We start from the raw sequence: 23,183 nt of genomic DNA on the forward strand, positions 1-23,183 counted from the left end.
ATTATTTGCCGAGGAACCGTCGTGGATCATAGGTATCCGCGCGGCCGGCTGTGAGGGCCGATACGAGATCGGCCAGAGATAATAGATTGTGAACGGGACGGAATTCGTCAACATGCGGCAGCATTGCTTTTACGCCGCGCGCCCGCGCCTCGAAACCCTCGAACCGCAAGAGCGGATTGAGCCAGATGAGCCGCCGGCAGGAGCGATGCAGGCGATCCATCTCTTGCGCGAGCAGCTCGACGCCTTCGCGCTCCAGCCCGTCGGTAATCAAGAGCACAATCGCGCCCTGCCCCAGCACCCGGCGCGCCCATATCAGGTTGAACTCCTTCAACGTCTCGCCGATCCGCGTCCCGCCAGACCAGTCGCGCACCGCCGCCGCGCATTCGTCCAGCGCCTGATCGGGGTCCTTGTGGCGCATCGCTCTGGTGACATTGGTCAGCCGCGTTCCGAACAGGAACGTATGCACGCGCCGACGCCGTTCGGTGAGCACATGCAGGAAATGCAGGAAGATGCGCGTATATTGGCTCATCGAGCCCGAGATATCGGCAAGCACGACCAATGGCGGCTGCAATTCCCTCGGCCGTCGAAAACGCGGCAGGATCAGCGCGCCTCCCGTGCGCAAGGCGGAGCGCATCGTTGCGCGCGGATCCACTTTGCCCGGTCTAAGGGATGCCTTGAAGCGGCGCGTGCGCACGCGGTCCAGCGGCAATCGCAGCTTCTCCAGCTCCTTCCTGGCGATGGTAATCTCCGCAGCCGACATCTGCGCGAAATCCAGGTGGCGCAACACCTCGCTGCCGGAGCTGGTAAATCGCGCATCTATCTCGATATCTGGAGTCTCGCGCTGCGGGCGTCGGTCGTTGCGGTCGCTGAGTAACGCATCGCTTGCCCGGCTCTCGCCCGGCTTCGGCTTTTCCTTCTCTCGATGATCCGGGGCGACCGGCGACATCAGCGCGATCATTTTCGCGACGAGATCGCGCGAGCGCCAGAACAGCCGGAACGCCTCGTCGAATACTGCGAGATCTTCATGGCGCTTGACGAAGACGGAACAAAGGGCGGCGTGGAACTCCTCGCGGGAGCCGATGCCGATGGCCTCGACCGCTTCGATGGCATCGGCTATCGCCCCAGGCCCGATTTTCAGGCCGGCCTTGCGAAGCACCCGACCGAACAGCACGATATTATCGGCAAGGCGCCCGTCACCGGGCGGTGACGGCGCAACGATGATGCCATCCTGCGCACTCGGCTCCATGGCTCATCCCGCCGCCAGCAGTTCGGATTTCACCTCGTCCAGTACACGCCTGCCCTCGGCGCCCTGGATGCGGGCGATATCGTCCTGGTATTTCAGCAGCGTCCCCAACGTGTCCGAAACGGTCTCGGGATCGAGCGCCAGCCGATCGAGTTCGGTCAAGGCGGTCGCCCAGTCGATCGTTTCGGCAACGCCTGGATTCTTGAAGAGATCGAGCGTGCGCAGCTTCTGCACATAGGCGACGATCTGACGTGAGAGCGCCTCGTTGCAGCCTGGCACCTTGTGGCGAATGATTTCCAGCTCCTGCCCGGCCTCGGGATAATCGACCCAATGATAGAGGCAGCGCCGCTTCAACGCGTCGTGGACTTCGCGCGTGCGGTTCGTGGTGATGATAACGATGGGCGGCTCGGCAGCGCGGATCGTCCCGAGTTCCGGCACCGTCACCTGAAAATCGGACAGCACTTCCAGCAGGAATGCCTCGAAAGCCTCGTCGGTGCGATCAAGCTCGTCGATCAGGAACACCGGCGCGCGTCCACCGACACCCGACAGCGCCTGCAGCACCGGCCGGCGAATGAGATAACGCTCGGAGAAGATATCGGCCTCGATGCGGTCGCGGTCGGTGTGACCGGATGCCTCCGCGAGACGGATTTCCAGCATCTGCGCCGGATAGTTCCATTCGTAGACGGCGGAGGAGACATCCAGCCCCTCATAGCATTGCAAGCGGATCAGCGGGCGATCGAGCGCCTTCGACAGGACCTTGGCGATTTCGGTCTTGCCGACACCGGCCTCGCCCTCGAGAAAGAGCGGCCGCTTCATCTTCAATGCGAGAAACAGGACGGTGCCAAGCGCGCGTCCGGCCAGATAGTCATGCGCGCCGAGCAAAGCCATCGTCTCATCGATGGAACCCGGTAGCGAAGGTAATGTCTGATCCGCCATGATAACTCCCTTGAAGGGGTTATAGCGTGTGATAGCCCCGGTTCATATAGAGCAATGCCGGCTTTGGCTCGCTGTAGCGTACGGCCATCACCTCGCCGAAGATGATGTTGTGCGTGGAGGCCTGCTTGATCTCGATCACGCGGCAATCGAAAGCGGCCAACGCGTCGCTTAGGACAGGCGCGCCCGTCACCAGCGTCTCGAACTTGCCGGTTGCAAAGCGCTCGTCGGTGGTCAGCTGCGTCTTCCCGGAAAAGGCGTCGGCCAGGGACTGGTGATCCGCACCGAGCGTATTCAGGGCAAAAATGCCGCTATTGAAGAAGATCTCGTTCTTGGCGTTGCTGTTGTTGACGCAGATGAGAACCGTCGCAGGGCTGTCCGACACCGAGCAGGCGGCCGTGATCGTCACGCCGCGCCGCTCCGCGCCGAGCGCCGTCGTCACCAGCTGCACATGCCCCGCATAGCGGCTCATGGCATCTCGATAGAGCGCCGGATCCATACGCTGCCTGTCTAGCATCACCGTCTCCATATTCCCGTGATACCTTGTCTTTCGCTCAATATGGCGGCCAGGTATTAGCTTTTCTACAATAGCGCCATTGAAATCAGAGCCATTTTGTTGCTTTTTCTTTGACGATGCCCATCAGGCGGATAAATAGAGCAGAAAATTGTCCGGGATAATCCATCGATGAACGTTCTGCGTCGCCTTCCGCTTCTGTTCGTGCTGCTTTCTGCGGCCGGCAGCAGCTACGCCGCGGGAATCAATATCGGCGTGGTGGCACCGCAGGGCGGCAATTTCGCAACGCTGGGTGCTGAAATCACCACTGGGGCCAATTTCGAGATCCAGGCTCAAAAGGATACGGCGACCGTCATCGACGAACCCTGCACCGAGGACGGCGGCCGGGCTGTCGCCGAGGCATTGATCACGGCCAAGGCGCAGATCGCGATCGGCTTCCTGTGCACGGAAACGTTGGAAGGCGCGCTTCCGCGCCTCAAGGAAGCCGGCATCCCGGCCATTACCGTTTCCGTACGTTCCCGCATCTTGATGGAAGACGCGCTGAAGAATGGCTGGCCGCTGTTTCGCCTCGCACCCGTGGATAGCGCCGAGGCTGCCGTCGCGATCAATACTATCCTGAAAGACTGGGCAGCCGAGCCGATGGCGCTGATCGACGACGGCACCATCCACGGCCGCGAACTGGTGGGCGCGATCAGAAACGCGCTCGAGGAAAAAGGGCTGAAGCCAGTCTTCAACGACACTTACCGTCCCGGCCAGGATCAGCAGATCGCTCTTGTCCGTCGCTTGAAGAAAGCCGGCGCCACGCATGTCTTCATCGGCGGCGACCGCAGCGATGTCGCCGTCATCGCGCGCGACGCCAAGGGCGAAAACATTCCGCTGGCCCTGATGGGTGGCGACGCGATGCGTGCAGCCGATACGCCCTTGCCTTTGCTGGAAGGCGTGCAGGCGATCGCACTGCCTGACGCTGCAAGCCTGCCAGCGGCACAGCAGACTGTCCAGGCCATGCGCGCCGGCGGCATCGAACCGGACGGTTATATTCTGCCGGCCGCGGCCGCGGCACAGATCGCCAGCCAGGCAGCGGAAGGCGCGAAAGCGGAAAATAAGCCCGTTGCCGATAAGCTCGTCGGCACGGCATTCCAGACGGCAATAGGCCAGATCTCCTTCGGGCAGAACCACGAATTGACCGAAAACCCCTATCGCCTGCTGGAATGGCGCGGCAATGCCTTCGTGCCGGTGACACCGTTGAACTGAGGCGATCCGTTCGGGCGGTTGTTTGCCCGCGACAGCGGTGCTAATCCAGACGCCACTGCATAATTCCTTAAATCGGCATCGATTTTAGGATTAAATTATGCAGCAACTTTAAAGCGCTACAGCGACCTTGGCGCGTCACATGTGACGCGCGGCGCTGTAGAAATCAGTTGGAGCTCAGCCACCCATGACCTTGCCGATCCGTATCGCCCCTTCCATTCTCGCAGCCGACTTCGCCAAGCTCGGACAGGAAGTCAAGGATGTGACCGAAGCCGGAGCCGACTGGATCCACCTGGATGTCATGGACGGCCATTTCGTGCCGAACATCTCCTTCGGCGCCGATGTCATCAAGGCGCTGCGCCCCTATACGACCGCGACCTTCGACTGCCATCTGATGATCTCGCCCGCCGATCCCTATCTGGAAGCCTTCGCCAAGGCGGGTTGCGACCGCATCACGGTCCATGCCGAGGCCGGCGTGCATCTGCACCGCTCGCTGCAGACCATCCGCCATCTCGGCAAGAAGGTCGGCGTCACCCTCAATCCGGCAACGCCGCTCTCCGTGCTGGAAAACGTGCTCGACGATATCGACCTGATCCTGATCATGTCGGTCAATCCGGGCTTCGGCGGCCAGAAATTCATTCCCGCCATGGCCGACAAGATCCGCAACGCCAAGTCCCTGATCGGTGACCGCCCGATCGAACTCGAAGTCGATGGCGGCGTCTCGGTCGAAACCGCGCCTCTCATCACGGCTTCCGGCGCCAATGTCCTCGTGGCGGGCTCGGCAATCTTCAAGGGCGAATCGGTCGATGCCTACCGCCAGACAGTCGGCGGCCTCCGGGCCGCCGCCGAACGAGGCCGCGTTGGATCAAACTAGTCCGACCACTGCCATCATGGCGGCGGGCCGGCCACGGACCGTCGCATCGCGCTGCCTCGAAGTTTTCCGCAATGCAGTCTGTTGGGGCGCAGCCATGGCCGCTTCGGCGCTCGCCGCCCTCTATTGGCGCAATGGCCTTCTGACCAGTCATCTCCCGGCTCTTGCGCTGGTCTACTTCTTCGGCGGCGCCCTCGCCTGGCCCATTCTCGTGCCGCTCACCCGACGCGTCACCCGTAGCCGGCCGGCCGGCGCGCGCTTCGCCGCTTTCTTTCTGATGCTCTCCATCGGCACCGCCGCCATGACGGCGTTTCTCTTCGCCATGGACTATCGCTGGTTCTATTCGCGCTGGCATGCGCCATTCGGCTCGCTTATCTGGACATTCCAGTTCCTGTACACCGGCGCCAGCGCCGTCTACCAGTTCGCAATTCTCGGCTTACCCCTGTTTCTGCCGTTCGGCCTCCCGTGCCTGATCGCCGTTTCCGCCTATCTTGCGCGACGGACGCATTGAGGCGTACGAAGGATCGGCCCGACAAACATTGTGCCAACAAACGTTGTGATTGCCGCCCGTCTTTGTTATGGGGGCGCCGAGGTTTCCTTTCCCATTAGCCAAGAAAGCTTTGAGCCCATGATCCCGCGCTACTCCCGACCGGAAATGGTCGCCATCTGGTCGCCCGAAACCAAATTCCGTATCTGGTTCGAGATCGAGGCCCATGCCTGTGATGCGCTGGCAGCTCTCGGCGTCATTCCGAAGTCGGCGGCGGACACGATCTGGGAAAAGGGCGGCAAGGCCACCTTCGACGTTGCCCGCATCGATGAGATCGAAGCCGTCACCAAGCACGACGTCATCGCCTTCCTGACGCATCTTGCCGAAATCGTCGGACCGGACGCCCGCTTCGTACACCAGGGCATGACCTCGTCCGACGTGCTCGACACCTGCTTCAACGTCCAGCTCGTCCGCGCCAGCGACCTGCTGCTTGCCGATATCGACAAGCTGCTGGAGGCGCTGAAGCGCCGCGCCTTCGAGCACAAGGATACCGTCACCATCGGCCGCTCGCACGGCATCCATGCCGAACCCACGACCTTCGGCGTCAAGCTGGCGCTCGCCTATGCCGAATTCGAGCGCTGCAAGCAGCGCCTGATCGCGGCTCGCGAGGAAGTCGCCACCTGCGCCATCTCGGGCGCCGTCGGCACTTTCGCCAACATCGATCCCCGCGTCGAGGAACATGTCGCCGCCGCCCTCGGCCTGAAGCCTGAGCCGGTCTCCACCCAGGTCATCCCGCGCGACCGCCACGCGATGTTCTTCGCGACCCTTGGCGTCGTCGCCTCCTCGATCGAGCGCCTCGCCACCGAGATCCGCCATCTGCAGCGTACCGAGGTTCTGGAAGTGGAGGAATATTTCTCTCCAGGCCAGAAGGGCTCGTCGGCCATGCCGCACAAGCGCAATCCGGTATTGACGGAAAACCTGACGGGCCTTGCCCGCATGGTCCGCTCCTACGCCATGCCCGCCATGGAAAACGTCGCCCTCTGGCATGAGCGCGATATTTCCCATTCGTCCGTCGAGCGCATGATCGGCCCGGATGGGACCGTCACACTCGATTTCGCGCTCGCCCGCATCACCAGCGTCATCGACAAGCTGCTTGTCTACCCGGACAATATGATGAACAACTTGAACAAGTTCCGTGGACTTGTTCATTCGCAGCGGGTGCTGCTGGCCCTCACTCAGGCAGGCGTTTCCCGCGAAGATTCCTATCGCCTCGTGCAGCGCAACGCCATGAAAGTCTGGGAACAGGGCAAGGATTTCCTTGAGGAGCTGCTTGCCGACCAGGAAGTGCGCGCGGCGCTTTCCGAAGAGGATATCCGTGAGAAATTCGACCTTGGCTATCACACCAAGCATGTCGACACGATCTTCAAGCGGGTTTTCGGTTAAGGCCGACCGATCCATCGATCTGATTTTGAAGGAGCGGCGCGGAAAACGCGCCGCTCCTTGCGTTTTGCGGATAAGATCCTGGCAGTGAATATTCCAACCCGGTGTGCAAGCAATGATCTGGTTCGACGCAGCGCTGCAAAATCCCGCGGATGATGACCTGCTGAGAGGCTGCATCGCGGCGATGCTCGATCTGGGCATGCAGAGCGTGGACATCGTCCACGACATCCGCGAAATGCGCGATGCGCCCGTCACTTGCGTGGTCGGCGGCACATCGGAAGATGCCTATTCGCAAATCGTGACCATCTATCTTTCGGAAAATTTTCAACAGCCCGATATCATTGAAAGTGGTGCACGGCTGGCACGACTGCTCGGCAGGTCCTTGCTTCTTGCAAATGACGCCACCCCGGACCCCTGCTCGTTCATTCTCGTATCCGAGACCGGAGGAGCGCAGTCGGTCGTATCGGTCGATCCCGACGAGCTGGACACGCACGAACGTTACGTTATCCCGAAGCAGGGCAAGCGCTGACTGGTCGGGAGCCATGGGCTCGGCGCGTCTACCTTTCGCGTCTGATTTTCCGATGGATCGATCTTTGCGGCGATCCTCCTTCGCTGTTGCCGTCGCGCCTGGCCGCCTTCGCCACCAGACGGTCGAGGTGCTTCAAATCCTCCTCGTCCAGGTTCTCGATGCCGATGAAGCGGTTTTCCGCGGCGCTGGTCAGGATAAGCTCGTTGAGCTTGGCCTGGATGGCTCGCGTGTCGCGCGTCTGCGCGTTCTGCAACAGGAAGACCATCAGGAAAGTGACGATCGTCGTGCCTGTGTTTATGACGAGCTGCCAGGTTTCGGAAAAGCTGAAGATCGGTCCGGTGAAGCCCCAGACGACGACCGACAGCAGGGCTAGTATGAAAATGACCGGTTTTCCCGCCCCTTCCGAAACCACCGTGGCGAAACGAGCGAAGATATGTTTGAGCCTTGCCATGAACCTTATCCTCGGCTGAACTCCATCTATCCCGCAAATTTATTCCAATCGCGGGATAGACGCAGATCAACGCTGCAAGGTCACGCTGGTTCCCGCCGAATGGACGGGAACCATGAGCCGGCGTCTAGTGAGACTCGATCGGCACCACCAGCTTGCGATAGAGATGCCACGTAGCGTGGCCCAGTATGGGCATGATCACGGCCAGCCCCGCAAAGATCGGGATCGTGCCGACCACCAGCAGCGCCGCCACGATCAGGCCCCAGACCGCCACCGGTATCGGATTGATCAACGTCGCCCGGATGCTGGCGTCGATGGCGGCCACGACACCGACATCGCGGTCCAGCAGCAGCGGGAAGGTAACGACCGTGGTCGCCAGCACGACAAGCGCAAAGATGAAGCCGAGGAGATTGCCCCAGAACATCATCGCCAAACCTTGGGGCGTGGTCAGGATACTCGACACGAAGGATGTGAGCTTGGGCGGCGCACCATCGCCGAAATAGATGAAGTAGAGATTCTGCGCCACGAAGAGCCAGACGATGAAAAGGCCGAACAGCATGAGGCCGGCGACGATGATCGACGGCAAGGCTGGCGAGAAACGGACCTCGAAAGCATGGCTCCACGACGTATCCAGCCCCTTCTCCCGCCGTCGGCTGATCTCGTAAAGGCCGATTGCCGCGATGGGACCCAGCAGGGCAAAGCCCGACATCAATGGAAACAGCAGCGGCAGCAGGTTCTGGTCCGTGCTCCAGATCGCAAGCGCGATGCCCGCAATCGGATACATCAGGCACAGGAACACGTAGTGCGATGGCTTTTCGCTGAAGTCGTCCAGCCCCAGTTTCAGGGCATCGACGAGGTCAGCAATGCCGATCTTGCGGATGGCGGGGCGGGTAAATGTATGGTCCGCTCCGACCATGACGTGAAAGGCCGTCATAATGCTCTCCTCCTCAACCTCGATGTGCTCGGCTGGCGGCGCAAAATGACGGCAAAAATGGCTGCCGACATTCTCATTCGCTACCGGCAGCGGCGATATTAGCAAATTTTGCCGCAATTGTCGCCTTTCTCACTTGACAGTTGGGCTCCCCTTTTCCACATCGGCGCAATCATGAAAGCCTCCGACGCAAACATTCTCATTATCCCCGGTTATACGAATTCCGGTCCTGACCATTGGCAGACGCGCTGGGAGCAGAAGCTCTCGACAGCGCGGCGCGTGGAGCAGGCGGAATGGTCGAAGCCGGTGCGCGATGACTGGATCGCCCGCATTGCCGAGGAAGTGAACGCTTCGGATAAGCCCGTGGTGCTTGTCGCACATTCGCTGGGCGTCCCCTCTATGATCCATGCGATCCCGCATTTCCGCAACAAGGTTGCCGGCGCTTTCCTGGTGGCGCCGCCGGATGTCGCCAATTCCGGCATCCGGCCCAAGCATCTGATGACCTTCGGCCCCTATCCTCGCGATCCCCTGCCGTTTCCATCCGTCACCATCGCAAGCCGCAACGACCCCTTCGGCAGTTACGAGCATGCGGATGATGTCGCCAACAGCTGGGGCTCGCTGCTGATCGATGCCGGCGAAGCCGGCCATATCAATACCGAATCCGGGCACGGCCCATGGCCTGAAGGCACGATGGTCTTCGCCAAGTTCCTCAGCCAGCTGAAGCCTTGATTGCGCCGGAAACAACGGTGGATAGTAGTGCGCTCGCCTCACTAGCCTGTGAAGTAGCGGGCACCTTCATTCCATCGTTAGATAAAAGCCTGTAAAACAGGCTAGCAAAGGATCCCGATTCCCAGCATTGGCACCCCGTCAAGGCCGGAATTCCGAGGAAGGAGGCGCAGGCGGATTGTGAATTCGCTTCTTATCCGTTATGGGGACGCCCACATGATCCACTTGCGCTGCCCGAGAGCGCCAAAGACAGAGAACAATACCAATGAACCGTCGCCGCCGTATTTACGAGGGCAAGGCCAAGATCCTTTACGAAGGGCCTGAGCCTGGCACGCTGATCCAGTTCTTCAAGGACGACGCCACTGCCTTCAACAAGAAGAAGCACGAAGTCATCGATGGCAAGGGTGTTCTGAACAATCGCATCTGCGAGTACATTTTCAGCCATCTGAACAAGATCGGCATTCCCACGCACTTCATCCGCCGCCTCAACATGCGCGAGCAGCTGATCAAGGAAGTGGAGATGATCCCGCTCGAGATCGTCGTGCGCAACGTCGCCGCCGGCTCGCTCTCCAAGCGCCTCGGTATCGAGGAAGGCGTGGTGCTGCCGCGCTCGATCATCGAGTTCTATTACAAGTCCGACTCGCTCGAAGACCCGATGGTCTCCGAGGAGCACATTACGGCTTTCGGCTGGGCCAATCCGGCCGAACTCGACGACATCATGGCGCTTGCCATCCGCGTCAACGACTTCATGACCGGCCTTTTCCTCGGCGTCGGCATCCAGCTCGTCGATTTCAAGATCGAATGCGGCCGCCTCTTCGAAGGCGACATGATGCGCATCATCCTCGCGGACGAAATCTCGCCGGATAGCTGCCGCCTCTGGGACATCGAAACCCGCGAGAAGATGGACAAGGATCGTTTCCGCCGCGACTTGGGCGGCTTGCTGGAAGCCTATTCCGAAGTGGCGCGCCGCCTCGGCATCATCAATGAAAACGAACCCGTGCGCGGCACGGGCCCGGTTCTCGTCAAGTAAGTTCAGAAAGGACAATCGTGATCAAGGCTCGTGTAACCGTCACGCTGAAGAACGGCGTTCTCGATCCGCAGGGCAAGGCAATCGAAGGCGCGCTCGGCGCACTCGGCTTTGACGGCGTCCATCAGGTTCGCCAGGGCAAGGTCTTCGATCTCGAGCTGGAAGGCACCGACAAGGCCAAGGCGGAGGCAGACCTCAAGGCCATGTGCGAAAAGCTTCTCGCCAATACGGTGATCGAGAACTTCAGCATTTCGATCGACTGAGAGCGTTGATGGTATCCACCAAACTTCAGACCGAAGTATCCAAATTTATGAGCTACGTGCTGAGGCATGCACCGCACGAGGCTGGATTGGTCCTGGATTCGGAAGGATGGGTGCCTTTCAACGATCTAAGAAAGGCGGTCCTTGATCGCTTCGATGTCACCGAAGCCGATATTCTCGAAGTGATCGAGTCCAATCCGAAGAAACGCTTCACTTTGTTGGATCACCGTATCCGTGCAGCGCAGGGCCATAGTGTCGTGGTTGATCTGGCGTTGAGCCCGGCAACGCCGCCATCGAAGCTGTTTCACGGAACATCGCTCGAAAGCTGGCCGACGATCCAAAGTTCGGGGCTGAAGAAGATGCAACGTCATCACGTTCACCTCTCCCCCGATATCGAAACGGCCAAAGTCGTCGCGACGAGACGCAAGGGTAACTACATCATCCTTGAAATCGATGCGACCCGTATGCACGCGGAAGGTCATTCTTTCTTTGTCAGTGACAATGGAGTATGGCTCACCGATCACGTTCCAAGCCAGTATCTTTCGCCTCTCTCGGGACCAGCATCATGAAATCAGCAGTCGTCCAACTCCCCGGCCTCAATCGTGATCGCGACATGATCGCGGCACTGACCAAGATCTCCGGTCATGCGCCGGTGACGGTGTGGCAGACCGAGACCGCGATCCCGGATGTCGACCTGATCGTCATTCCCGGCGGCTTCTCCTATGGTGATTACCTGCGCTGCGGCGCGATCGCCGCCCGCATGCCGATCATGCAGGCGATCAAGGACAAGGCCGACAAGGGCGTCAAGGTTCTCGGCGTCTGCAACGGTTTCCAGATCCTGCTGGAAGCCGGCATGCTGCCCGGCGCGCTGATGCGCAACGCCTCGCTGAAATTCGTCTGCCGCGAAGTGAAGTTGGAAGTCGTCAACGCCGAGACGGATTTCACGGCTGCCTACGCCAAGGGCCAGGTCATCCGCAGCCCGGTAGCCCACCACGACGGCAACTATTTCGCCGACGCCGCAACGCTGAAGACGATCGAGGACAATGGCCAGGTGGTCTTCCGCTATGCGGAAGGTACCAACCCGAACGGCTCCGTCAACGACATCGCCGGCCTGATCAACACCAAGGGCAATGTGCTTGGCATGATGCCGCATCCGGAAAATCTGATCGAGGCAGCCCATGGCGGCAACGATGGACGCGGCCTCTTCGCCTCCGCACTCGGCGTCATCGCAGCCTGACACCAGGCCGACCCGATATTGAAATCGTAAGATCGGCGCCTTTGCGTAAAGCAGCAGGGCGCCGAATAGTGTTCCGGCACCCCTCGGACGAACAGCCTAACCGCCTCATTGGAAAGAGATCGATGCGCCCTCGCCTCCTGACAGGACTTTACTCCGCCGCTGCCATTGCGACGCTTGCGCTGCTGGTCACTTCGTGCGGCCCGCGCCCGCCGAGCATCAATGCGACGGATCGCAGCGCCCTGTCGACGATGGAGCGCGTCATGCTCAATGCCAGTGCCTGCTGGTTCAAGTCGTCCGACCCGGCCTTCACCGGTTACCAGCTCTCTCCGGAACTCAACTCCTTTACCGGTCGTCCGCGCATCCTCGTGGTCGACAAGAAACATCCGACCGGCCGGCCGTCGCTCGTTGTGCAAGCGGAAGGCAATCCCGCACAGCTGCAGGCCTTCGGTCCGATGATGAACGGCGCCTCCGGCGGCCGTATCACGGGCGACGTCAATCGCTGGTCTGGTGGCTCGAAGGCCTGCAATTAGGCCGATGGCCTGAGGCTTTTTTCCGCCTTAGCGACATCCTGCGCCGCCGCATGACGTTCCCACACTCTCAGGGATCATTGCCATGGACAGGTTTGTCATTCTTTCAGGCTGCTCCGGCGGCGGAAAATCCACCTTGCTGGAGGCGCTCAGGCGTCGTGGTCACCACGTCGTCGAAGAGCCGGGGCGACGCATCGTCGTTGAGGAACTAGCAGGCGACGGCTCTGCTTTGCCCTGGGTCGACGCATCGGCATTTGCGCGCCGCGCGATCGCCATGTCGCTCGCCGATCGCAAGGAAGCGGCGGCGATTCCAGGCACCGTCTTCTTCGACAGGGGATTGATCGACGCCGCATCGGCGCTCGAGCATTTGACGAATGAGCCCGTGCTGACTTCGCTCAGCCAATTGCATCGCTACAACAGCCACGTCTTCCTGACCCCGCCCTGGCCGGAGATATATGCCGGCGACCGCGAACGGCGGCACGATTATGCAGCGGCGGTCGCCGAATACGAACGGCTAAGCGCCGTCTATCCCGCGCTCGGCTACGAAGCCCATGTGCTGCCGAAAATCGGCGTCGAGGAACGCGCGGATTTCGTTCATTCCGTTCTGGGGCTCTAGGTCACCGACTCATAAGATCGTAGCCAGATACGAATTGAGGCGAGCTGGATAGATGCGAGGAAGTTGTCGTCGCGTTTGTCATATCGTGTTGCGATGGCCCGGAAGTGTTTGAGTTTGTTGAAGAACCGCTCGACAGCGTTGCGTTGTTTGTAGAGCCGTGAGCTGAAGGCAGGAATATTGACCCTGTTTGGCATGGGACGGATACAGCCCCATGCTCCACGTGCTTTGAGGTCTTGTCGCAGCCTGTCGCTATCATAAGCGCGATCAGCCAGAAGTATTTGACCGGGCCCGATGGTCGCAAACATATCGGTCGCCGAGCGTCCGTCATGGGCCTGTCCGGCTGTCAGCTTTAAGCGGATCGGTCGGCCATCGGCATCGACAAGAGCATGGATTTTGGTTGTCAGCCCGCCGCGCGAGCGACCCATGCAACCGGATCGCTCGTCTTTTTTTGACCGTTGGCAGCATGTTGGTGAACGCGGATCGACGAGCTGTCGATCATCTGGATGTCGCCATCGTAAGCTTCTGATATTGCATCGAGAATACGTGCCCAATGCCCCGCATGACGCCATCGGTTAAAGCGGTTGACACAGGTCGTATAAGGGCCATAGCGCGCGGGAATATCCGCCCACGGCGCACCAGTTCTCAGCCGCCAGAAGATCCCATTCAATACGCGTCGGTCATCAACGCGGGCCTTACCACGAACCTTTGTCGGCAGAAGGGGTTCGATCACCGACCATTCGAAATCCGTCAAATCAAAGCGCGCCATCTCTGCCTCCAAGCCTGACAGACAGAGAATCACAAATCATTCAAATCCAAAACTATTTTATGGGTATGTGACCTAAGGCAATTCCAGGAAAAGTGCGCAGCGGTTTTCCGTCCGGAATTGCGGCAAAGAGATAGAGCGGTTCAGAGATTCCGTGAAAAGCTGAACCGCTCTAATAGACCGGCCGCCCCTCAATCCCAGAAGAACGACCTCTTGGCCTCCGTCGCCGCCTCGCGACGCGTCAGGCCGATGTCGATCAGCTGATCGTCCGTCAGGCCCCGCAGGACCCAGCGGCTCTCGCGCTTCTCCAGCCAATGCAGATAGACGGCCCAAAGCCGAAGCACCGGATGCGGCTTTGGCTGTGCCGTCCGGACTTTTACGCCTGCTGAAGACGCATCTTGCGCCTCGGTCGAGCAGATTGCATCTATTGTACTCATCTTCATTCTCACATCATGGTGACAATTTTCGCGCATCGAGCCAAACGATACAAATTGACTCATAATCTTGACTCGATGACAGATACAATCTAGGAAATTGTCATTATGACAAATTGGCTTCCTGACATTTCAAGCGGGACCGGTCCGGTCTACATTCGCGTCGCCGACAGCATCGAGAATGCGATCACGCATGGCGTCCTGCCGCCCGGCACCAAGCTGCCGCCGCAGCGCAATCTTGCCTATGACATCGGTGTCACCATCGGCACGGTAAGCAGGGCCTATGCCCTTGTGCATGAACGCGGCCTGGTGGCGGGCGAAGTCGGCCGCGGCACCTATGTGCTGGAACGCTCGAACGGCAAGCAGATCGAGCTCGTCGATCCGATCACGCAGGCACTCGCCGGCACCCGCGGCCTGAATACGCCGGAAGCCAGGATCCGCTTCGACACGACCGCCGCCCCCGACATTGGCCAGGGCGAAATCATCGGCAGGCTCTTTGCCGACATCAGCAGCGAGCATCAGACGGAAATTTCATCCTATTCTCGGAATTTCCCGGCAAGCTGGTTTCAAGCGGGACAGATCTGGCTCGCCCGCAACGGCTGGCAGCCGGCAATCGATACAATCGTGCCGACGCTTGGCGCCCATGCCGCCGCCATCGCGGTCATTTCGGCTGTCACCTCACCGGGCGACAAGATCGTCTTCGAGAACCTCACCTATACGCAGATCAGCCGCGCCGCACGCCTCCTTGGACGCCGCTCGATCCTGGTGGATTCAGACGAGCATGGCATGATCCCGGAGGATTTCGAGCGCCTGTGCCAGCAGCAGCATCCGCGCCTCGCCTTCCTGATGCCGACGGCTCACAATCCCACACTGGTGACAATGCCGGAATCCAGACGCCGGGCAATCGCCGCCATCGCGCGCCGGCACAGCGTCTGGCTGATCGAGGACGACCTCTACGGCGGCATGACCGGCGACCCAAATCCGCTCATGGCCGCCATCGCGCCGGAACGAACTTTCGTGGTCAGCAGCCTGTCGAAGTCGGTTACCGCGGGCGTACGCGGCGGCTGGGTCGCCTGTCCGCCGCATTTTGCCCAGCGCATCAAGGTCACCCACAAGATGACGACCGGCGGCCTGCCCTTCATTCTGGCCGAAACCTGCGCCCGGCTCGTACTCGGCGGTCACGCACTGGAATTGCGCCGCAGGTCGGTGGAGGAGATCAAGGCCCGCGAACTGATCGCGCGCGGGGCGCTGGCTGGTTTCGAGTTCAACTCGCATCCGCATCTGCCGTTCCTGTGGCTGAAGCTGCCCGAGCCCTGGCTCTCGGGCACATTCAAGAACGCCGCCCTCGCCGAGGGGGTGCTGGTCGATGACGAGGACGAGTTCAAGGCAGCGCGAATCGAACGGGTTTTCCACAGGGTCCGCGTCGCCTTTTCCTCGCCGGCACAGCGAGAAGATGTCCTGGCCGGCTTCATGACGTTACGCAGGTTGTTGGAAAACGGCTCATCGACATATGATAGTCACATTTAAGCAAGCCTTATCAATTTATCGACAAGCATCTTGCGGAAATACGATTGCGTCGTCTCGACTCTTAGCATCCTACCATTCTATCAATAAGTCAGGATTCGCCCGCCACACTAGGGGGAGTGCATGGCTATTGCAGGCTATTTAAGCAAGCGTTTAGTTACGAGTTTTCTGGTAGTCAGTTCCGTATTCATAGCAGGTCAGTCCACAGCCGCCGCCGCGGACACCGTAGCGGTTGCCCCTCAAGCCAAGATCTTCGACGAATTGCGCTTCGGCGCGAGTGGATCGGTTCAGAGCGGATATGATCACGAGAATGGCGTCTTTCCGGATGTCCAGGTGCTCTTCAATCCGTTCGGCTACAATCCGACCGCCGATTGGAAGGATCAGCTGACCCATCCGCGTATCCATCTGGGAACCTCGATCGGCACGGGCGGTTCGGCGACGCAGGTCTATGGCGGCCTCTCCTGGACGCTCACGCACAGCAACGGCATCTTCACGGAAGTCGGCTTCGGCGGCACGGTGCACACCGGCAATCTCGACAATTGGCAGGATCATGGCCCGATGCTCGGCTGTCGCCTCCTGTTCCACGAATATGCCGGCCTCGGCTACAATTTCGACAACCATTGGAACGTGATGGCGCAGATTGCGCATTCGTCGCACGCCAATCTCTGCGATGGCCCCAATGGCGGCATGACGCGCGCAGGCGTCATGGTCGGCTACAAATTCTGACGCTCGGAGAGCGGCCGCGAATGGCCGCTTATATGGCGCTCACAGGGTCTCGTCTGCGCAGGGGAGCTTGCGGGTTGAGGTATCGGAAAACCGCGCGTCCATCGGCGAAAGACCTTGCGGATTGGGCTCCGTCAGGCAACCGTAAAGCTCCGGGCGGCGGCCGCGAATCCAGCGTTGCCCCGTGCATTTGTCGAGCAAACCAAGATCGATCTCAGTACTCACCATTGCGTCGGCCGCCTGCCAGGTCTCAACCAGGATCCGGCCATAGGGATCGAGGATCATGGCATTGCCTGTGCGCACCTCATCCTCGTCCTGGCCGACGCCATTGCTAAAGATCAGAAACATGCCGTTGTCGTGCGCGCGAGACGGCAGCCACCGCATAAACCATTCGCGACCATTGGGACCACGAATTTCGGCTTCGATCGCTTCCGGCTCTTCGTGGCGGCGGGTCCATTTCTCGACCGGAATTCGCTTCATTCCATGTGGGCTGACGGAGTAGCCGCCGCCCGCTTGATGCGGCGCTATCAGCATTTCCGCACCAAGTAGGGCGTTTGCTCGCGCGTTTTCGATGAGATTATTGTCCCAGCAGATCAGAATGCCGGCGCGAACACCCCAAGGCGTATCGAAGACCGTGTAGCTATTGCCGCTGGAAATGAGACGATGCTCCCAGGCATGGAGTTTGCGATGGCAATGAATCTGCCCATCCGGCATGCAGACGGCATAGCTGTTGTACAAGGATTGATCCTCGGCCAGCTCCAGGAATCCCGCGCCGATCGCAATCCCCTTCTCGCGTGCCAAGGTAGCGACATAGGAAATCGACGGGCCGGAAAGCGGTTCGGCAAGCGCATATAGGCCATCTCGATCCATCTTGGGGACATGCCAATATCCGGTGATGCACATCTCGGGGAACGCGACGAACTGGCTGCCCTCGAGAACGGCCTCATTGGTGAAATGCGCGATCCGAGCCAGATTGTAGGCCTTGTCGCTGGCCTTGTGCTGAAACTGCACGGAAGAAACTTTGAATGTCATGACCGATGCCTCCGATGAGCTGTGGCGATTGAGTGCTTGCTTATGATTTGACTGCGCCGACATCCTTTTGTAAAATGAAACTTTAGATCAAAAATATTCGGAAATAGAATGGAACTTAAACTGCTGCGATCGTTCATCGAGCTTGCCGATGCGGGTCACTACGGCAAGACCGCGGCGAAGCTGTTCATCACGCAATCGACGCTGTCGAAGCAGATACAGGCATTGGAAGAGAGCGTCGGAGGAGCGCTCTTCGAGCGCGGACGGCATGGCGCGATACTGACGCCATTGGGCATGCTGCTGAAGCGGGAAGCGCGGGCGCTCCTGCGCCTCAGCGAGGATATCGATGTCAAGATGCGTCGCGCCAATGCCGGGCTGACCGGGCAGCTGGATATTGGTTTTGGCATTTCGACGCTCGTCATCGCGCCGAAACTCATCGCTGGATTTCGCGCGGTGACGCCGGACAGCCAGATCACGCTCAATGACTTGCCGTCGCGAACACAACATGAGCGCCTGCTGAGCGGCCGGCTCGATATCGGTATTTGCCGTGCGCCGGAGGAAGGTGACGAATTGTCTTTCATGCCGCTTATCGAGGAGCAACTGGCGTTGGTGCTGCCGCAAGAGGTGGAGTTCCCTGCTCCGGATCAAATGTCGACCTTGAACCAGCTTGGCTTCGTGGCGCTTTCACCGTCCAGCGGGCCGGGATTGGATAAACAGCTCAGCCGCTGGTGCGCGGCGAACGGTTTCAAGCCGCGTATCGTTCAACATGCGGAAGATATCCTGACCGTGCATGCCGTGGTGGCCGCCGGATTGGGAGCGGCGCTTTTACCTTGGCACGGCGTCAATGCTCTAGCCGGCCGCACCCACCAGCAACCTCTTTCCGGCATAGAATCCACTTGGCCCGTCGGACTTTGCTGGCATAGGAAGCAAGCAACGCCCCTTTTGAGCCGATTTGTAGATTATGTATCGAAACATCGATGAGAGGGCGCCCTGCGGGAGTATTCCTGCCAATGGAGCGTCATGAATGCCGGCGTGTTGTGAACGCCGGTGATTTTCCTGTCGCACGACAGGGAGACTTGCGCTAAAGAGACCCCGATCCCTGACCGGCCTTCAAACCCTTTACAGGCAAGGACACTCGAGCGCCCATGACCATTTCCAATTCGATCCAGATCACCCCCGAACTGATTGCCGCCCACGGCCTGAAGCCGGATGAGTATCAGCGTATTCTGGATCTGATCGGCCGCGAGCCCACCTTCACCGAGCTCGGCATCTTTTCGGCCATGTGGAACGAGCACTGCTCATATAAGTCCTCCAAGAAGTGGCTTCGCACTCTCCCGACCAAGGGGCCGCGCGTCATCCAGGGTCCGGGCGAAAATGCCGGCGTGGTCGATATCGATGATGGCGACTGCGTCGTCTTCAAGATGGAAAGCCACAACCACCCGTCCTACATCGAGCCTTATCAGGGTGCGGCGACCGGCGTCGGCGGCATTCTGCGCGACGTCTTCACCATGGGCGCTCGTCCGGTCGCTGCCATGAACGCCCTGCGCTTCGGTGAGCCGGATCATCCAAAGACCCGTCACCTCGTCTCCGGCGTCGTTGCCGGCGTCGGCGGCTATGGCAATTCCTTCGGCGTTCCGACTGTCGGCGGCGAAGTCGAGTTCGACGCGCGCTACAACGGCAATATCCTGGTCAACGCCTTTGCGGCCGGCCTTGCCAAGTCCAATGCCATCTTCCTGTCGGAAGCCAAGGGCGTCGGCCTGCCCGTCGTCTATCTCGGCGCCAAGACCGGCCGTGACGGCGTCGGCGGCGCGACCATGGCTTCGGCGGAATTCGACGAATCGATCGAGGAAAAGCGCCCGACCGTTCAGGTCGGCGACCCCTTCACCGAAAAATGCCTGCTGGAAGCCTGCCTGGAACTGATGCAGACGGGCGCTGTCATCGCCATCCAGGACATGGGTGCCGCCGGTCTTACCTGCTCCGCTGTCGAAATGGGCGCCAAGGGCGACCTTGGCATCGAGCTCGAACTCGACAAGGTGCCGGTGCGCGAAGAACATATGACCGCCTATGAAATGATGCTGTCGGAAAGCCAGGAGCGCATGCTCATGGTGCTGCAGCCGGAAAAAGAAGCCGTCGCCAAGGCGATCTTCGTCAAATGGGGTCTGGATTTCGCCATCGTCGGCAAGACGACGGACGACCTGCGTTTCCGCGTCATCCATCAGGGCGAGGAAGTCGCCAACCTGCCGATCAAGGATCTCGGCGATCAGGCTCCGGAATATGACCGCCCCTGGCGGGAATCCGACAAGCGCGCCGCCCTGCCCGCCGATCTCGTCGCAGCTCCGGAAGATTACGGCCAGGCGCTGCTGACGCTCGTCGGCTCCGCCAACCAGTCCAGCCGTCGCTGGGTCTATGAGCAGTATGACACTCTGATCCAGGGCAATTCGCTGCAGCTTCCCGGCGGTGACGCCGGCGTCGTCCGCGTCGAGGGTCATCCGAGCAAGGCGCTGGCCTTCTCCTCCGACGTCACCCCGCGCTATGTCGAAGCCGATCCGTTCGAAGGCGGCAAGCAGGCCGTGGCCGAATGCTGGCGCAACATCACGGCGACCGGCGCCGAACCGCTGGCCGCGACAGACAACCTGAATTTCGGCAATCCGGAAAAGCCCGAGATCATGGGCCAGCTCGTCGGCGCGATCAAAGGCATCGGCGAAGCCTGCCGCGCGCTTGATTTTCCGATCGTCTCGGGCAACGTCTCGCTCTACAACGAGACCAATGGCGTCGCGATCCTGCCGACCCCCACCATCGCCGGCGTCGGCCTGCTGCCGGACTGGAAGGCGATGGCCCGCATCGGCTCCGCTTCCGAAGGCGACCGCGTGCTGATGATCGGTGTCGACGGCAGCCATCTCGGCTCCTCGATCTATCTCCGCAATATCATTGGCTCGACCGATGGCCCGGCTCCGGAAGTCGATCTCTTCGCCGAACGCCGCAACGGCGATTTCGTCCGCTCCGCCATCCGCAACGACCAGGTCACGGCCTGCCACGACATCTCGTCCGGCGGCTTGGCACTCGCTCTTGCCGAAATGGCGATGGCATCCCGCAAAGGGCTGCGCATCGACCTTGGCGAATTCAAGACCCTGCCGCATGCAGCGCTTTTCGGGGAGGATCAGGCCCGCTACGTCATCGCCGTACCGGCCGATGTCGCTGATTTCGTCTGCATCAACGCGGAAAGCGCCGGCGTGCCCTTCCGCCGCCTCGGAACCGTCGGCGGCGATGCCCTTGCCATCGATGGCCTGTTAACGCTTCAGGTTGAACAGTTGCGCGAGGCGCATGAATCGTGGTTTCCTGCCTTCATGGATGGCGGCTCGCTCGCCGCTGCTGAATAAATCGAGGTACCACTCATGCCCATGAACCCCGGCGACATCGAAGACATGATCAAGGCCGGCATTCCCGGCGCCAAGGTGACGATTCGCGACCTGGCCGGGGATGGCGATCACTATGCCGCCGAAGTTGTCGCGGAAGCCTTCCGCGGCAAGAGCCGCGTGCAGCAGCACCAGATGGTCTATGATGCCCTGAAGGGCAATATGGGCGGTGTGCTGCACGCTCTCGCGCTGCAGACGTCAGCGCCCGATTGAGAGCGCCTGCGCTTCTTCGCCGGAGTTGAACGCCAGCTCCGGCAGTTTCTTCGAGGAAAATTCCGCGAAATGCGAGGCCGGCAGCGGACCGGCTGATATCAGCGTGAAATCGAAGAAGGCCTTCACGTCGGGACCGAGCACATATTGCCGGTGAACCCGCAGGAAATCGCGCTTGATCTTGGCGTAGTGCTGCGTCGACAGCATCTGCTTGAACCGAACGAAAAGGATCGAAGCCTGTTCGGCATCCGGATGCCCGCAAACAGCGGCGACCTTCACCTTGTAAAAGTGAATCGCGTCGGTCAGACAGTGAACGTCGAGCCAGAAAATCTCCTTACAGCGCGCGATCAATCCGACACGAGAGCGCAGCACGGTTGCCGGACGCATGAGGGCGCATTGCAGGATGGCGCTGCCGAGCGTCATGAACACCACGCGCTTGCCCTCCAGCAATTCCGGTTCGCGCTCGAGCAGCAGGCCGATCACATGAGCCGCGACGGACGAGCCCATGCTATGTGAGGAAATGACGAATTCGTCGATATCAGGCTCATCCAGGGCCTGACGTACGCTGATTGCGCCCGCCTCCAGCCATTGTTTGGCACCGAGCCCGTTCAGCCCCGCCATCGCCACGGCCATTTCCCAGTCGGAGAAAAGATGCATGGTGTGCAACTTCTCCGCCTGTGGCAGAAATACATAGACGAGGAAAGCGACGGCCAGCGCAATGCTGCCGATATGGCTCCAGCCCGGCAGCCCGAGCACGAACGGCGTAAAGGCGATCGAAAGGCTGATCAGCAGCCCCGCAAGCATCAGCAGAAAGGGAAAGACGAAGAACAGGCCGAAACGCCAGGCGTGACGGAAATAGCCGACCATCCCGCCCGAAGCGGCAACCTTTGCGGCGGCAAGATAGCCTTGCATGAGCCGCGTAAAGAATGGCCTGCCATTCAAGGCCGAGACCAGGTCGTTGTGATCGACGATATGAATGCGGCTCTGCGTTTGCCAATCCGCGGCCGTCGCGGTTACATCGAAATAGGGTGCCCGACCGAAATTCTTCAGCTCGTCGACCGAGACCGAAAAATCCCAGACAGCAGCGCTCTGCCGTGCCGAACGCTCGTAACGAGCCCGATGCGCCGCCGCGTCCAACGGCTCGAAACCGGGGAAGTGGAGAACCACCCTCTTCTTGATATTATTCATCTGGCAGGCTGTCCCTGGGCACACGAGCGGCATCGAAATACTGGAAATCGCCAAGACCACGGGCTGCGGGCTTTTTCATGGCGGCGCACCAGAATTCATCTGAACATAAAAAAGATTGAAATCAAGTGTTTACGATCGTGCTCGTCGGCGGGAAGGGAAACGCTTATAGGTGTCATCGACTTATCGCCGCACCACACGGTGCCAAGAAGGCGATACGTCAGCATTCGCGGCCGGGATAGGGAGAGCTGTCGGCACAAGGGTCCGCCGGTGGCGCGATCATGATTTTTTGAACGATCTGAGGCACGGCCGGTTGCGGCGTCGGAGCAGTCGATGCGCGATAGCCGAAGGCAATGCTCAAAACGAGCACGATGGCACAAACGGTCACGGCACTGTTCAGAATGGAAGCCCTTGGCGTGCGCACATGCTCATAATATTCCCGCTCGCCCGCGCTCGCTCCCTCCGAACTGTAAAATTCCCGCTCTTCACCAACCTGCCCGTCAGAATAGTGATGGTGGCTCATGGTGTTCCGCTCCCTCAAAGTGCGAATGTAATGCCGACAAGGGACCGACACGCGCCAAATCGCATCAATCAACAGACCTTAACAAACATACCGTCCGTTTGTAAATTAAATAGCAGCCTAATATTACTCGTCCCTTGCTTCGAATTTCATGTGTGTTGTTCAGGCTCGGAGTTGAAGAGGCATTTTCAAAACGCACTGTTCAGAAAAGATTGCCAATGCGCGGTTTCAGCCATCTTTCTTAATCGCTGATGCCGGAAAACTATTCATGCGATGAAAAAGACGGCGCGTACGTTTTGCCGCTGGAAATCGCGCCGGTCGCTTGCTATTTAAGGAACAGATTTA

At 60.0% G+C, this 23,183-nt stretch carries 27 protein-coding genes; 17 read left to right on the forward strand and 10 right to left on the reverse strand.

The genetic code is table 11. The annotated features are described in order from the left end of the window. Position 1: 1 nt before the first annotated feature. Genes CCGE531_RS10545 through CCGE531_RS10555 form a run of 3 tightly spaced genes read right to left on the reverse strand, consistent with a single transcriptional unit; the run spans position 2 to position 2,693 of the window. Complete coding sequence (locus CCGE531_RS10545) at positions 2–1,246, reverse strand: VWA domain-containing protein (RefSeq protein WP_120664113.1); 1,245 nt, start codon at positions 1,244–1,246, stop codon at positions 2–4. A gap of 3 nt (positions 1,247–1,249) precedes the next feature. Continuing rightward, entirely contained in the window at positions 1,250–2,179 is a 930-nt protein-coding gene (locus CCGE531_RS10550; protein ID WP_120664114.1) for a MoxR family ATPase, read from the reverse strand. Between the two features lie 19 nt (positions 2,180–2,198). Beyond that, positions 2,199–2,693 carry a flavin reductase family protein gene (locus CCGE531_RS10555; protein WP_120666698.1) on the reverse strand — a complete coding sequence of 165 codons (495 nt, stop codon included), beginning with the start codon at positions 2,691–2,693 and terminating at the stop codon, positions 2,199–2,201. Positions 2,694–2,861: 168 nt separating this feature from the next. On the opposite strand from CCGE531_RS10555, the gene CCGE531_RS10560 reads away from it, so the two are divergent. The 5 genes from CCGE531_RS10560 to CCGE531_RS10580 all read left to right on the forward strand — a co-directional run bounded on the left by CCGE531_RS10560 (position 2,862) and on the right by CCGE531_RS10580 (position 7,265). Next, positions 2,862–3,941 carry an ABC transporter substrate-binding protein gene (locus CCGE531_RS10560; protein WP_120664115.1) on the forward strand — a complete coding sequence of 360 codons (1,080 nt, stop codon included), beginning with the start codon at positions 2,862–2,864 and terminating at the stop codon, positions 3,939–3,941. Between the two features lie 184 nt (positions 3,942–4,125). Then, the gene (gene rpe / locus CCGE531_RS10565) at positions 4,126–4,812 is read left to right on the forward strand and encodes a ribulose-phosphate 3-epimerase (RefSeq protein ID WP_120664116.1); all 687 of its coding nucleotides are present in this window, start codon (positions 4,126–4,128) and stop codon (positions 4,810–4,812) included. Continuing rightward, positions 4,799–5,320 (forward strand): hypothetical protein, encoded by a 522-nt coding sequence (locus CCGE531_RS10570; RefSeq protein ID WP_245458832.1) that lies wholly within the window; start codon positions 4,799–4,801, stop codon positions 5,318–5,320. Before rpe ends, CCGE531_RS10570 begins: the two co-directional genes overlap by 14 nt. 117 nt (positions 5,321–5,437) lie before the next feature. Further along, positions 5,438–6,739, forward strand: a complete 1,302-nt coding sequence (gene purB / locus CCGE531_RS10575) for an adenylosuccinate lyase (protein WP_120664118.1) — start codon at positions 5,438–5,440, stop codon at positions 6,737–6,739. 112 nt (positions 6,740–6,851) lie between these two features. Further along, positions 6,852–7,265: a hypothetical protein gene (locus CCGE531_RS10580; RefSeq protein WP_245458833.1), complete on the forward strand. Its 414-nt coding sequence runs from the start codon at positions 6,852–6,854 to the stop codon at positions 7,263–7,265. Positions 7,266–7,293: 28 nt separating this feature from the next. Here the strand turns inward: CCGE531_RS10580 and CCGE531_RS10585 are convergent, their stop codons facing one another. Together CCGE531_RS10585 and CCGE531_RS10590 are read right to left on the reverse strand one after the other, a co-directional pair. After that, positions 7,294–7,716, reverse strand: a complete 423-nt coding sequence (locus CCGE531_RS10585; RefSeq protein ID WP_120664119.1) for a low affinity iron permease family protein — start codon at positions 7,714–7,716, stop codon at positions 7,294–7,296. Positions 7,717–7,840: 124 nt separating this feature from the next. Continuing rightward, complete coding sequence (locus tag CCGE531_RS10590; protein WP_120666701.1) at positions 7,841–8,647, reverse strand: DUF2189 domain-containing protein; 807 nt, start codon at positions 8,645–8,647, stop codon at positions 7,841–7,843. Positions 8,648–8,818: 171 nt separating this feature from the next. Here CCGE531_RS10590 and CCGE531_RS10595 point away from each other — a divergent pair, with 171 nt between their 5' ends. The 7 genes from CCGE531_RS10595 (at position 8,819) to CCGE531_RS10625 (ending at position 13,037) form a co-directional block, all read left to right on the forward strand. Further along, entirely contained in the window at positions 8,819–9,373 is a 555-nt protein-coding gene (locus tag CCGE531_RS10595; protein ID WP_120666703.1) for an alpha/beta hydrolase, read from the forward strand. Positions 9,374–9,635: 262 nt separating this feature from the next. After that, positions 9,636–10,400 carry a phosphoribosylaminoimidazolesuccinocarboxamide synthase gene (purC, locus tag CCGE531_RS10600; protein ID WP_120664120.1) on the forward strand — a complete coding sequence of 255 codons (765 nt, stop codon included), beginning with the start codon at positions 9,636–9,638 and terminating at the stop codon, positions 10,398–10,400. Between the two features lie 17 nt (positions 10,401–10,417). Further along, the gene (purS, locus tag CCGE531_RS10605) at positions 10,418–10,660 is read left to right on the forward strand and encodes a phosphoribosylformylglycinamidine synthase subunit PurS (protein WP_120664121.1); all 243 of its coding nucleotides are present in this window, start codon (positions 10,418–10,420) and stop codon (positions 10,658–10,660) included. Positions 10,661–10,668: 8 nt separating this feature from the next. After that, on the forward strand, positions 10,669–11,226 hold the full coding sequence (locus CCGE531_RS10610; RefSeq protein ID WP_120664122.1) for an RNA 2'-phosphotransferase: 558 nt from the start codon (positions 10,669–10,671) through the stop codon (positions 11,224–11,226). Continuing rightward, positions 11,223–11,894, forward strand: coding sequence for a phosphoribosylformylglycinamidine synthase subunit PurQ (gene purQ, locus CCGE531_RS10615; protein WP_120664123.1), 672 nt, complete (start codon positions 11,223–11,225; stop codon positions 11,892–11,894). The genes CCGE531_RS10610 and purQ overlap by 4 nt, the downstream gene beginning before the upstream one ends. A gap of 122 nt (positions 11,895–12,016) precedes the next feature. Next, positions 12,017–12,424: a hypothetical protein gene (locus CCGE531_RS10620; protein WP_120664124.1), complete on the forward strand. Its 408-nt coding sequence runs from the start codon at positions 12,017–12,019 to the stop codon at positions 12,422–12,424. Positions 12,425–12,506: 82 nt separating this feature from the next. After that, positions 12,507–13,037, forward strand: coding sequence for an AAA family ATPase (locus tag CCGE531_RS10625; RefSeq protein WP_120664125.1), 531 nt, complete (start codon positions 12,507–12,509; stop codon positions 13,035–13,037). Here CCGE531_RS10625 and CCGE531_RS10630 read toward each other — a convergent pair. Then, positions 13,034–13,803 (reverse strand): IS5 family transposase gene (locus tag CCGE531_RS10630; protein WP_120663716.1). Its coding sequence is split into 2 segments (ribosomal slippage): positions 13,034–13,489 and positions 13,492–13,803, totalling 768 coding nucleotides; the frame shifts between segments, so codons are not numbered across the junction. The genes CCGE531_RS10625 and CCGE531_RS10630 overlap by 4 nt on opposite strands. Before the next feature lie 188 nt (positions 13,804–13,991). Further along, positions 13,992–14,237 carry a DUF1127 domain-containing protein gene (locus tag CCGE531_RS10635; RefSeq protein ID WP_120666705.1) on the reverse strand — a complete coding sequence of 82 codons (246 nt, stop codon included), beginning with the start codon at positions 14,235–14,237 and terminating at the stop codon, positions 13,992–13,994. 105 nt (positions 14,238–14,342) lie between these two features. Here CCGE531_RS10635 and CCGE531_RS10640 point away from each other — a divergent pair, with 105 nt between their 5' ends. Beyond that, complete coding sequence (locus tag CCGE531_RS10640) at positions 14,343–15,761, forward strand: PLP-dependent aminotransferase family protein (protein WP_120664126.1); 1,419 nt, start codon at positions 14,343–14,345, stop codon at positions 15,759–15,761. Between the two features lie 120 nt (positions 15,762–15,881). Next, positions 15,882–16,484, forward strand: a complete 603-nt coding sequence (locus CCGE531_RS10645) for an acyloxyacyl hydrolase (protein WP_120664127.1) — start codon at positions 15,882–15,884, stop codon at positions 16,482–16,484. 39 nt (positions 16,485–16,523) lie between these two features. Here the strand turns inward: CCGE531_RS10645 and CCGE531_RS10650 are convergent, their stop codons facing one another. Further along, the gene (locus CCGE531_RS10650; RefSeq protein ID WP_120666707.1) at positions 16,524–17,513 is read right to left on the reverse strand and encodes a nitrilase family protein; all 990 of its coding nucleotides are present in this window, start codon (positions 17,511–17,513) and stop codon (positions 16,524–16,526) included. A 108-nt stretch (positions 17,514–17,621) separates the two neighbouring features. On the opposite strand from CCGE531_RS10650, the gene CCGE531_RS10655 reads away from it, so the two are divergent. From CCGE531_RS10655 to CCGE531_RS10665, 3 genes are all read left to right on the forward strand, one after another. Next, positions 17,622–18,491, forward strand: coding sequence for a LysR substrate-binding domain-containing protein (locus CCGE531_RS10655; RefSeq protein ID WP_120664128.1), 870 nt, complete (start codon positions 17,622–17,624; stop codon positions 18,489–18,491). Positions 18,492–18,655: 164 nt separating this feature from the next. Further along, a complete protein-coding gene (gene purL / locus CCGE531_RS10660) occupies positions 18,656–20,887 on the forward strand; it encodes a phosphoribosylformylglycinamidine synthase subunit PurL (RefSeq protein WP_120664129.1) in 2,232 nt (743 codons plus the stop codon). Positions 20,888–20,902: 15 nt separating this feature from the next. Next, the gene (locus tag CCGE531_RS10665; RefSeq protein ID WP_004108912.1) at positions 20,903–21,136 is read left to right on the forward strand and encodes a BolA family transcriptional regulator; all 234 of its coding nucleotides are present in this window, start codon (positions 20,903–20,905) and stop codon (positions 21,134–21,136) included. On the opposite strand, the gene CCGE531_RS10670 is transcribed toward CCGE531_RS10665, so the two are convergent. Further along, the gene (locus CCGE531_RS10670; protein ID WP_120664130.1) at positions 21,122–22,321 is read right to left on the reverse strand and encodes a hypothetical protein; all 1,200 of its coding nucleotides are present in this window, start codon (positions 22,319–22,321) and stop codon (positions 21,122–21,124) included. The genes CCGE531_RS10665 and CCGE531_RS10670 overlap by 15 nt on opposite strands. A gap of 217 nt (positions 22,322–22,538) precedes the next feature. Next, a complete protein-coding gene (locus CCGE531_RS10675) occupies positions 22,539–22,841 on the reverse strand; it encodes a hypothetical protein (protein WP_120664131.1) in 303 nt (100 codons plus the stop codon). Positions 22,842–23,183 lie beyond the last annotated feature (342 nt).

The sequence above is a fragment of the Rhizobium sp. CCGE531 genome, from assembly GCF_003627795.1.
Lineage (GTDB): Bacteria > Pseudomonadota > Alphaproteobacteria > Rhizobiales > Rhizobiaceae > Rhizobium.

Bases quoted from the DNA above. Each gene is read 5' to 3' on its own strand.
- purQ (WP_120664123.1), top strand. From the start codon at position 11,223: ATGAAATCAGCAGTCGTCCAACTCCCCGGCCTCAATCGTGATCGCGAC.
- CCGE531_RS10670 (WP_120664130.1), bottom strand. From the start codon at position 22,321: ATGAATAATATCAAGAAGAGGGTGGTTCTCCACTTCCCCGGTTTCGAG.
- CCGE531_RS10645 (WP_120664127.1), top strand. From the start codon at position 15,882: ATGGCTATTGCAGGCTATTTAAGCAAGCGTTTAGTTACGAGTTTTCTG.
- CCGE531_RS10545 (WP_120664113.1), bottom strand. From the start codon at position 1,246: ATGGAGCCGAGTGCGCAGGATGGCATCATCGTTGCGCCGTCACCGCCC.
- CCGE531_RS10635 (WP_120666705.1), bottom strand. From the start codon at position 14,237: ATGAGTACAATAGATGCAATCTGCTCGACCGAGGCGCAAGATGCGTCT.
- CCGE531_RS10650 (WP_120666707.1), bottom strand. From the start codon at position 17,513: ATGACATTCAAAGTTTCTTCCGTGCAGTTTCAGCACAAGGCCAGCGAC.
- CCGE531_RS10640 (WP_120664126.1), top strand. From the start codon at position 14,343: ATGACAAATTGGCTTCCTGACATTTCAAGCGGGACCGGTCCGGTCTAC.
- purL (WP_120664129.1), top strand. From the start codon at position 18,656: ATGACCATTTCCAATTCGATCCAGATCACCCCCGAACTGATTGCCGCC.
- CCGE531_RS10665 (WP_004108912.1), top strand. From the start codon at position 20,903: ATGCCCATGAACCCCGGCGACATCGAAGACATGATCAAGGCCGGCATT.
- CCGE531_RS10585 (WP_120664119.1), bottom strand. From the start codon at position 7,716: ATGGCAAGGCTCAAACATATCTTCGCTCGTTTCGCCACGGTGGTTTCG.
- CCGE531_RS10590 (WP_120666701.1), bottom strand. From the start codon at position 8,647: ATGACGGCCTTTCACGTCATGGTCGGAGCGGACCATACATTTACCCGC.
- CCGE531_RS10655 (WP_120664128.1), top strand. From the start codon at position 17,622: ATGGAACTTAAACTGCTGCGATCGTTCATCGAGCTTGCCGATGCGGGT.
- CCGE531_RS10580 (WP_245458833.1), top strand. From the start codon at position 6,852: ATGATCTGGTTCGACGCAGCGCTGCAAAATCCCGCGGATGATGACCTG.
- CCGE531_RS10550 (WP_120664114.1), bottom strand. From the start codon at position 2,179: ATGGCGGATCAGACATTACCTTCGCTACCGGGTTCCATCGATGAGACG.
- rpe (WP_120664116.1), top strand. From the start codon at position 4,126: ATGACCTTGCCGATCCGTATCGCCCCTTCCATTCTCGCAGCCGACTTC.
- CCGE531_RS10625 (WP_120664125.1), top strand. From the start codon at position 12,507: ATGGACAGGTTTGTCATTCTTTCAGGCTGCTCCGGCGGCGGAAAATCC.
- CCGE531_RS10620 (WP_120664124.1), top strand. From the start codon at position 12,017: ATGCGCCCTCGCCTCCTGACAGGACTTTACTCCGCCGCTGCCATTGCG.
- purB (WP_120664118.1), top strand. From the start codon at position 5,438: ATGATCCCGCGCTACTCCCGACCGGAAATGGTCGCCATCTGGTCGCCC.
- CCGE531_RS10555 (WP_120666698.1), bottom strand. From the start codon at position 2,693: ATGCTAGACAGGCAGCGTATGGATCCGGCGCTCTATCGAGATGCCATG.
- CCGE531_RS10560 (WP_120664115.1), top strand. From the start codon at position 2,862: ATGAACGTTCTGCGTCGCCTTCCGCTTCTGTTCGTGCTGCTTTCTGCG.
- CCGE531_RS10610 (WP_120664122.1), top strand. From the start codon at position 10,669: ATGGTATCCACCAAACTTCAGACCGAAGTATCCAAATTTATGAGCTAC.
- purC (WP_120664120.1), top strand. From the start codon at position 9,636: ATGAACCGTCGCCGCCGTATTTACGAGGGCAAGGCCAAGATCCTTTAC.
- CCGE531_RS10595 (WP_120666703.1), top strand. From the start codon at position 8,819: ATGAAAGCCTCCGACGCAAACATTCTCATTATCCCCGGTTATACGAAT.
- CCGE531_RS10675 (WP_120664131.1), bottom strand. From the start codon at position 22,841: ATGAGCCACCATCACTATTCTGACGGGCAGGTTGGTGAAGAGCGGGAA.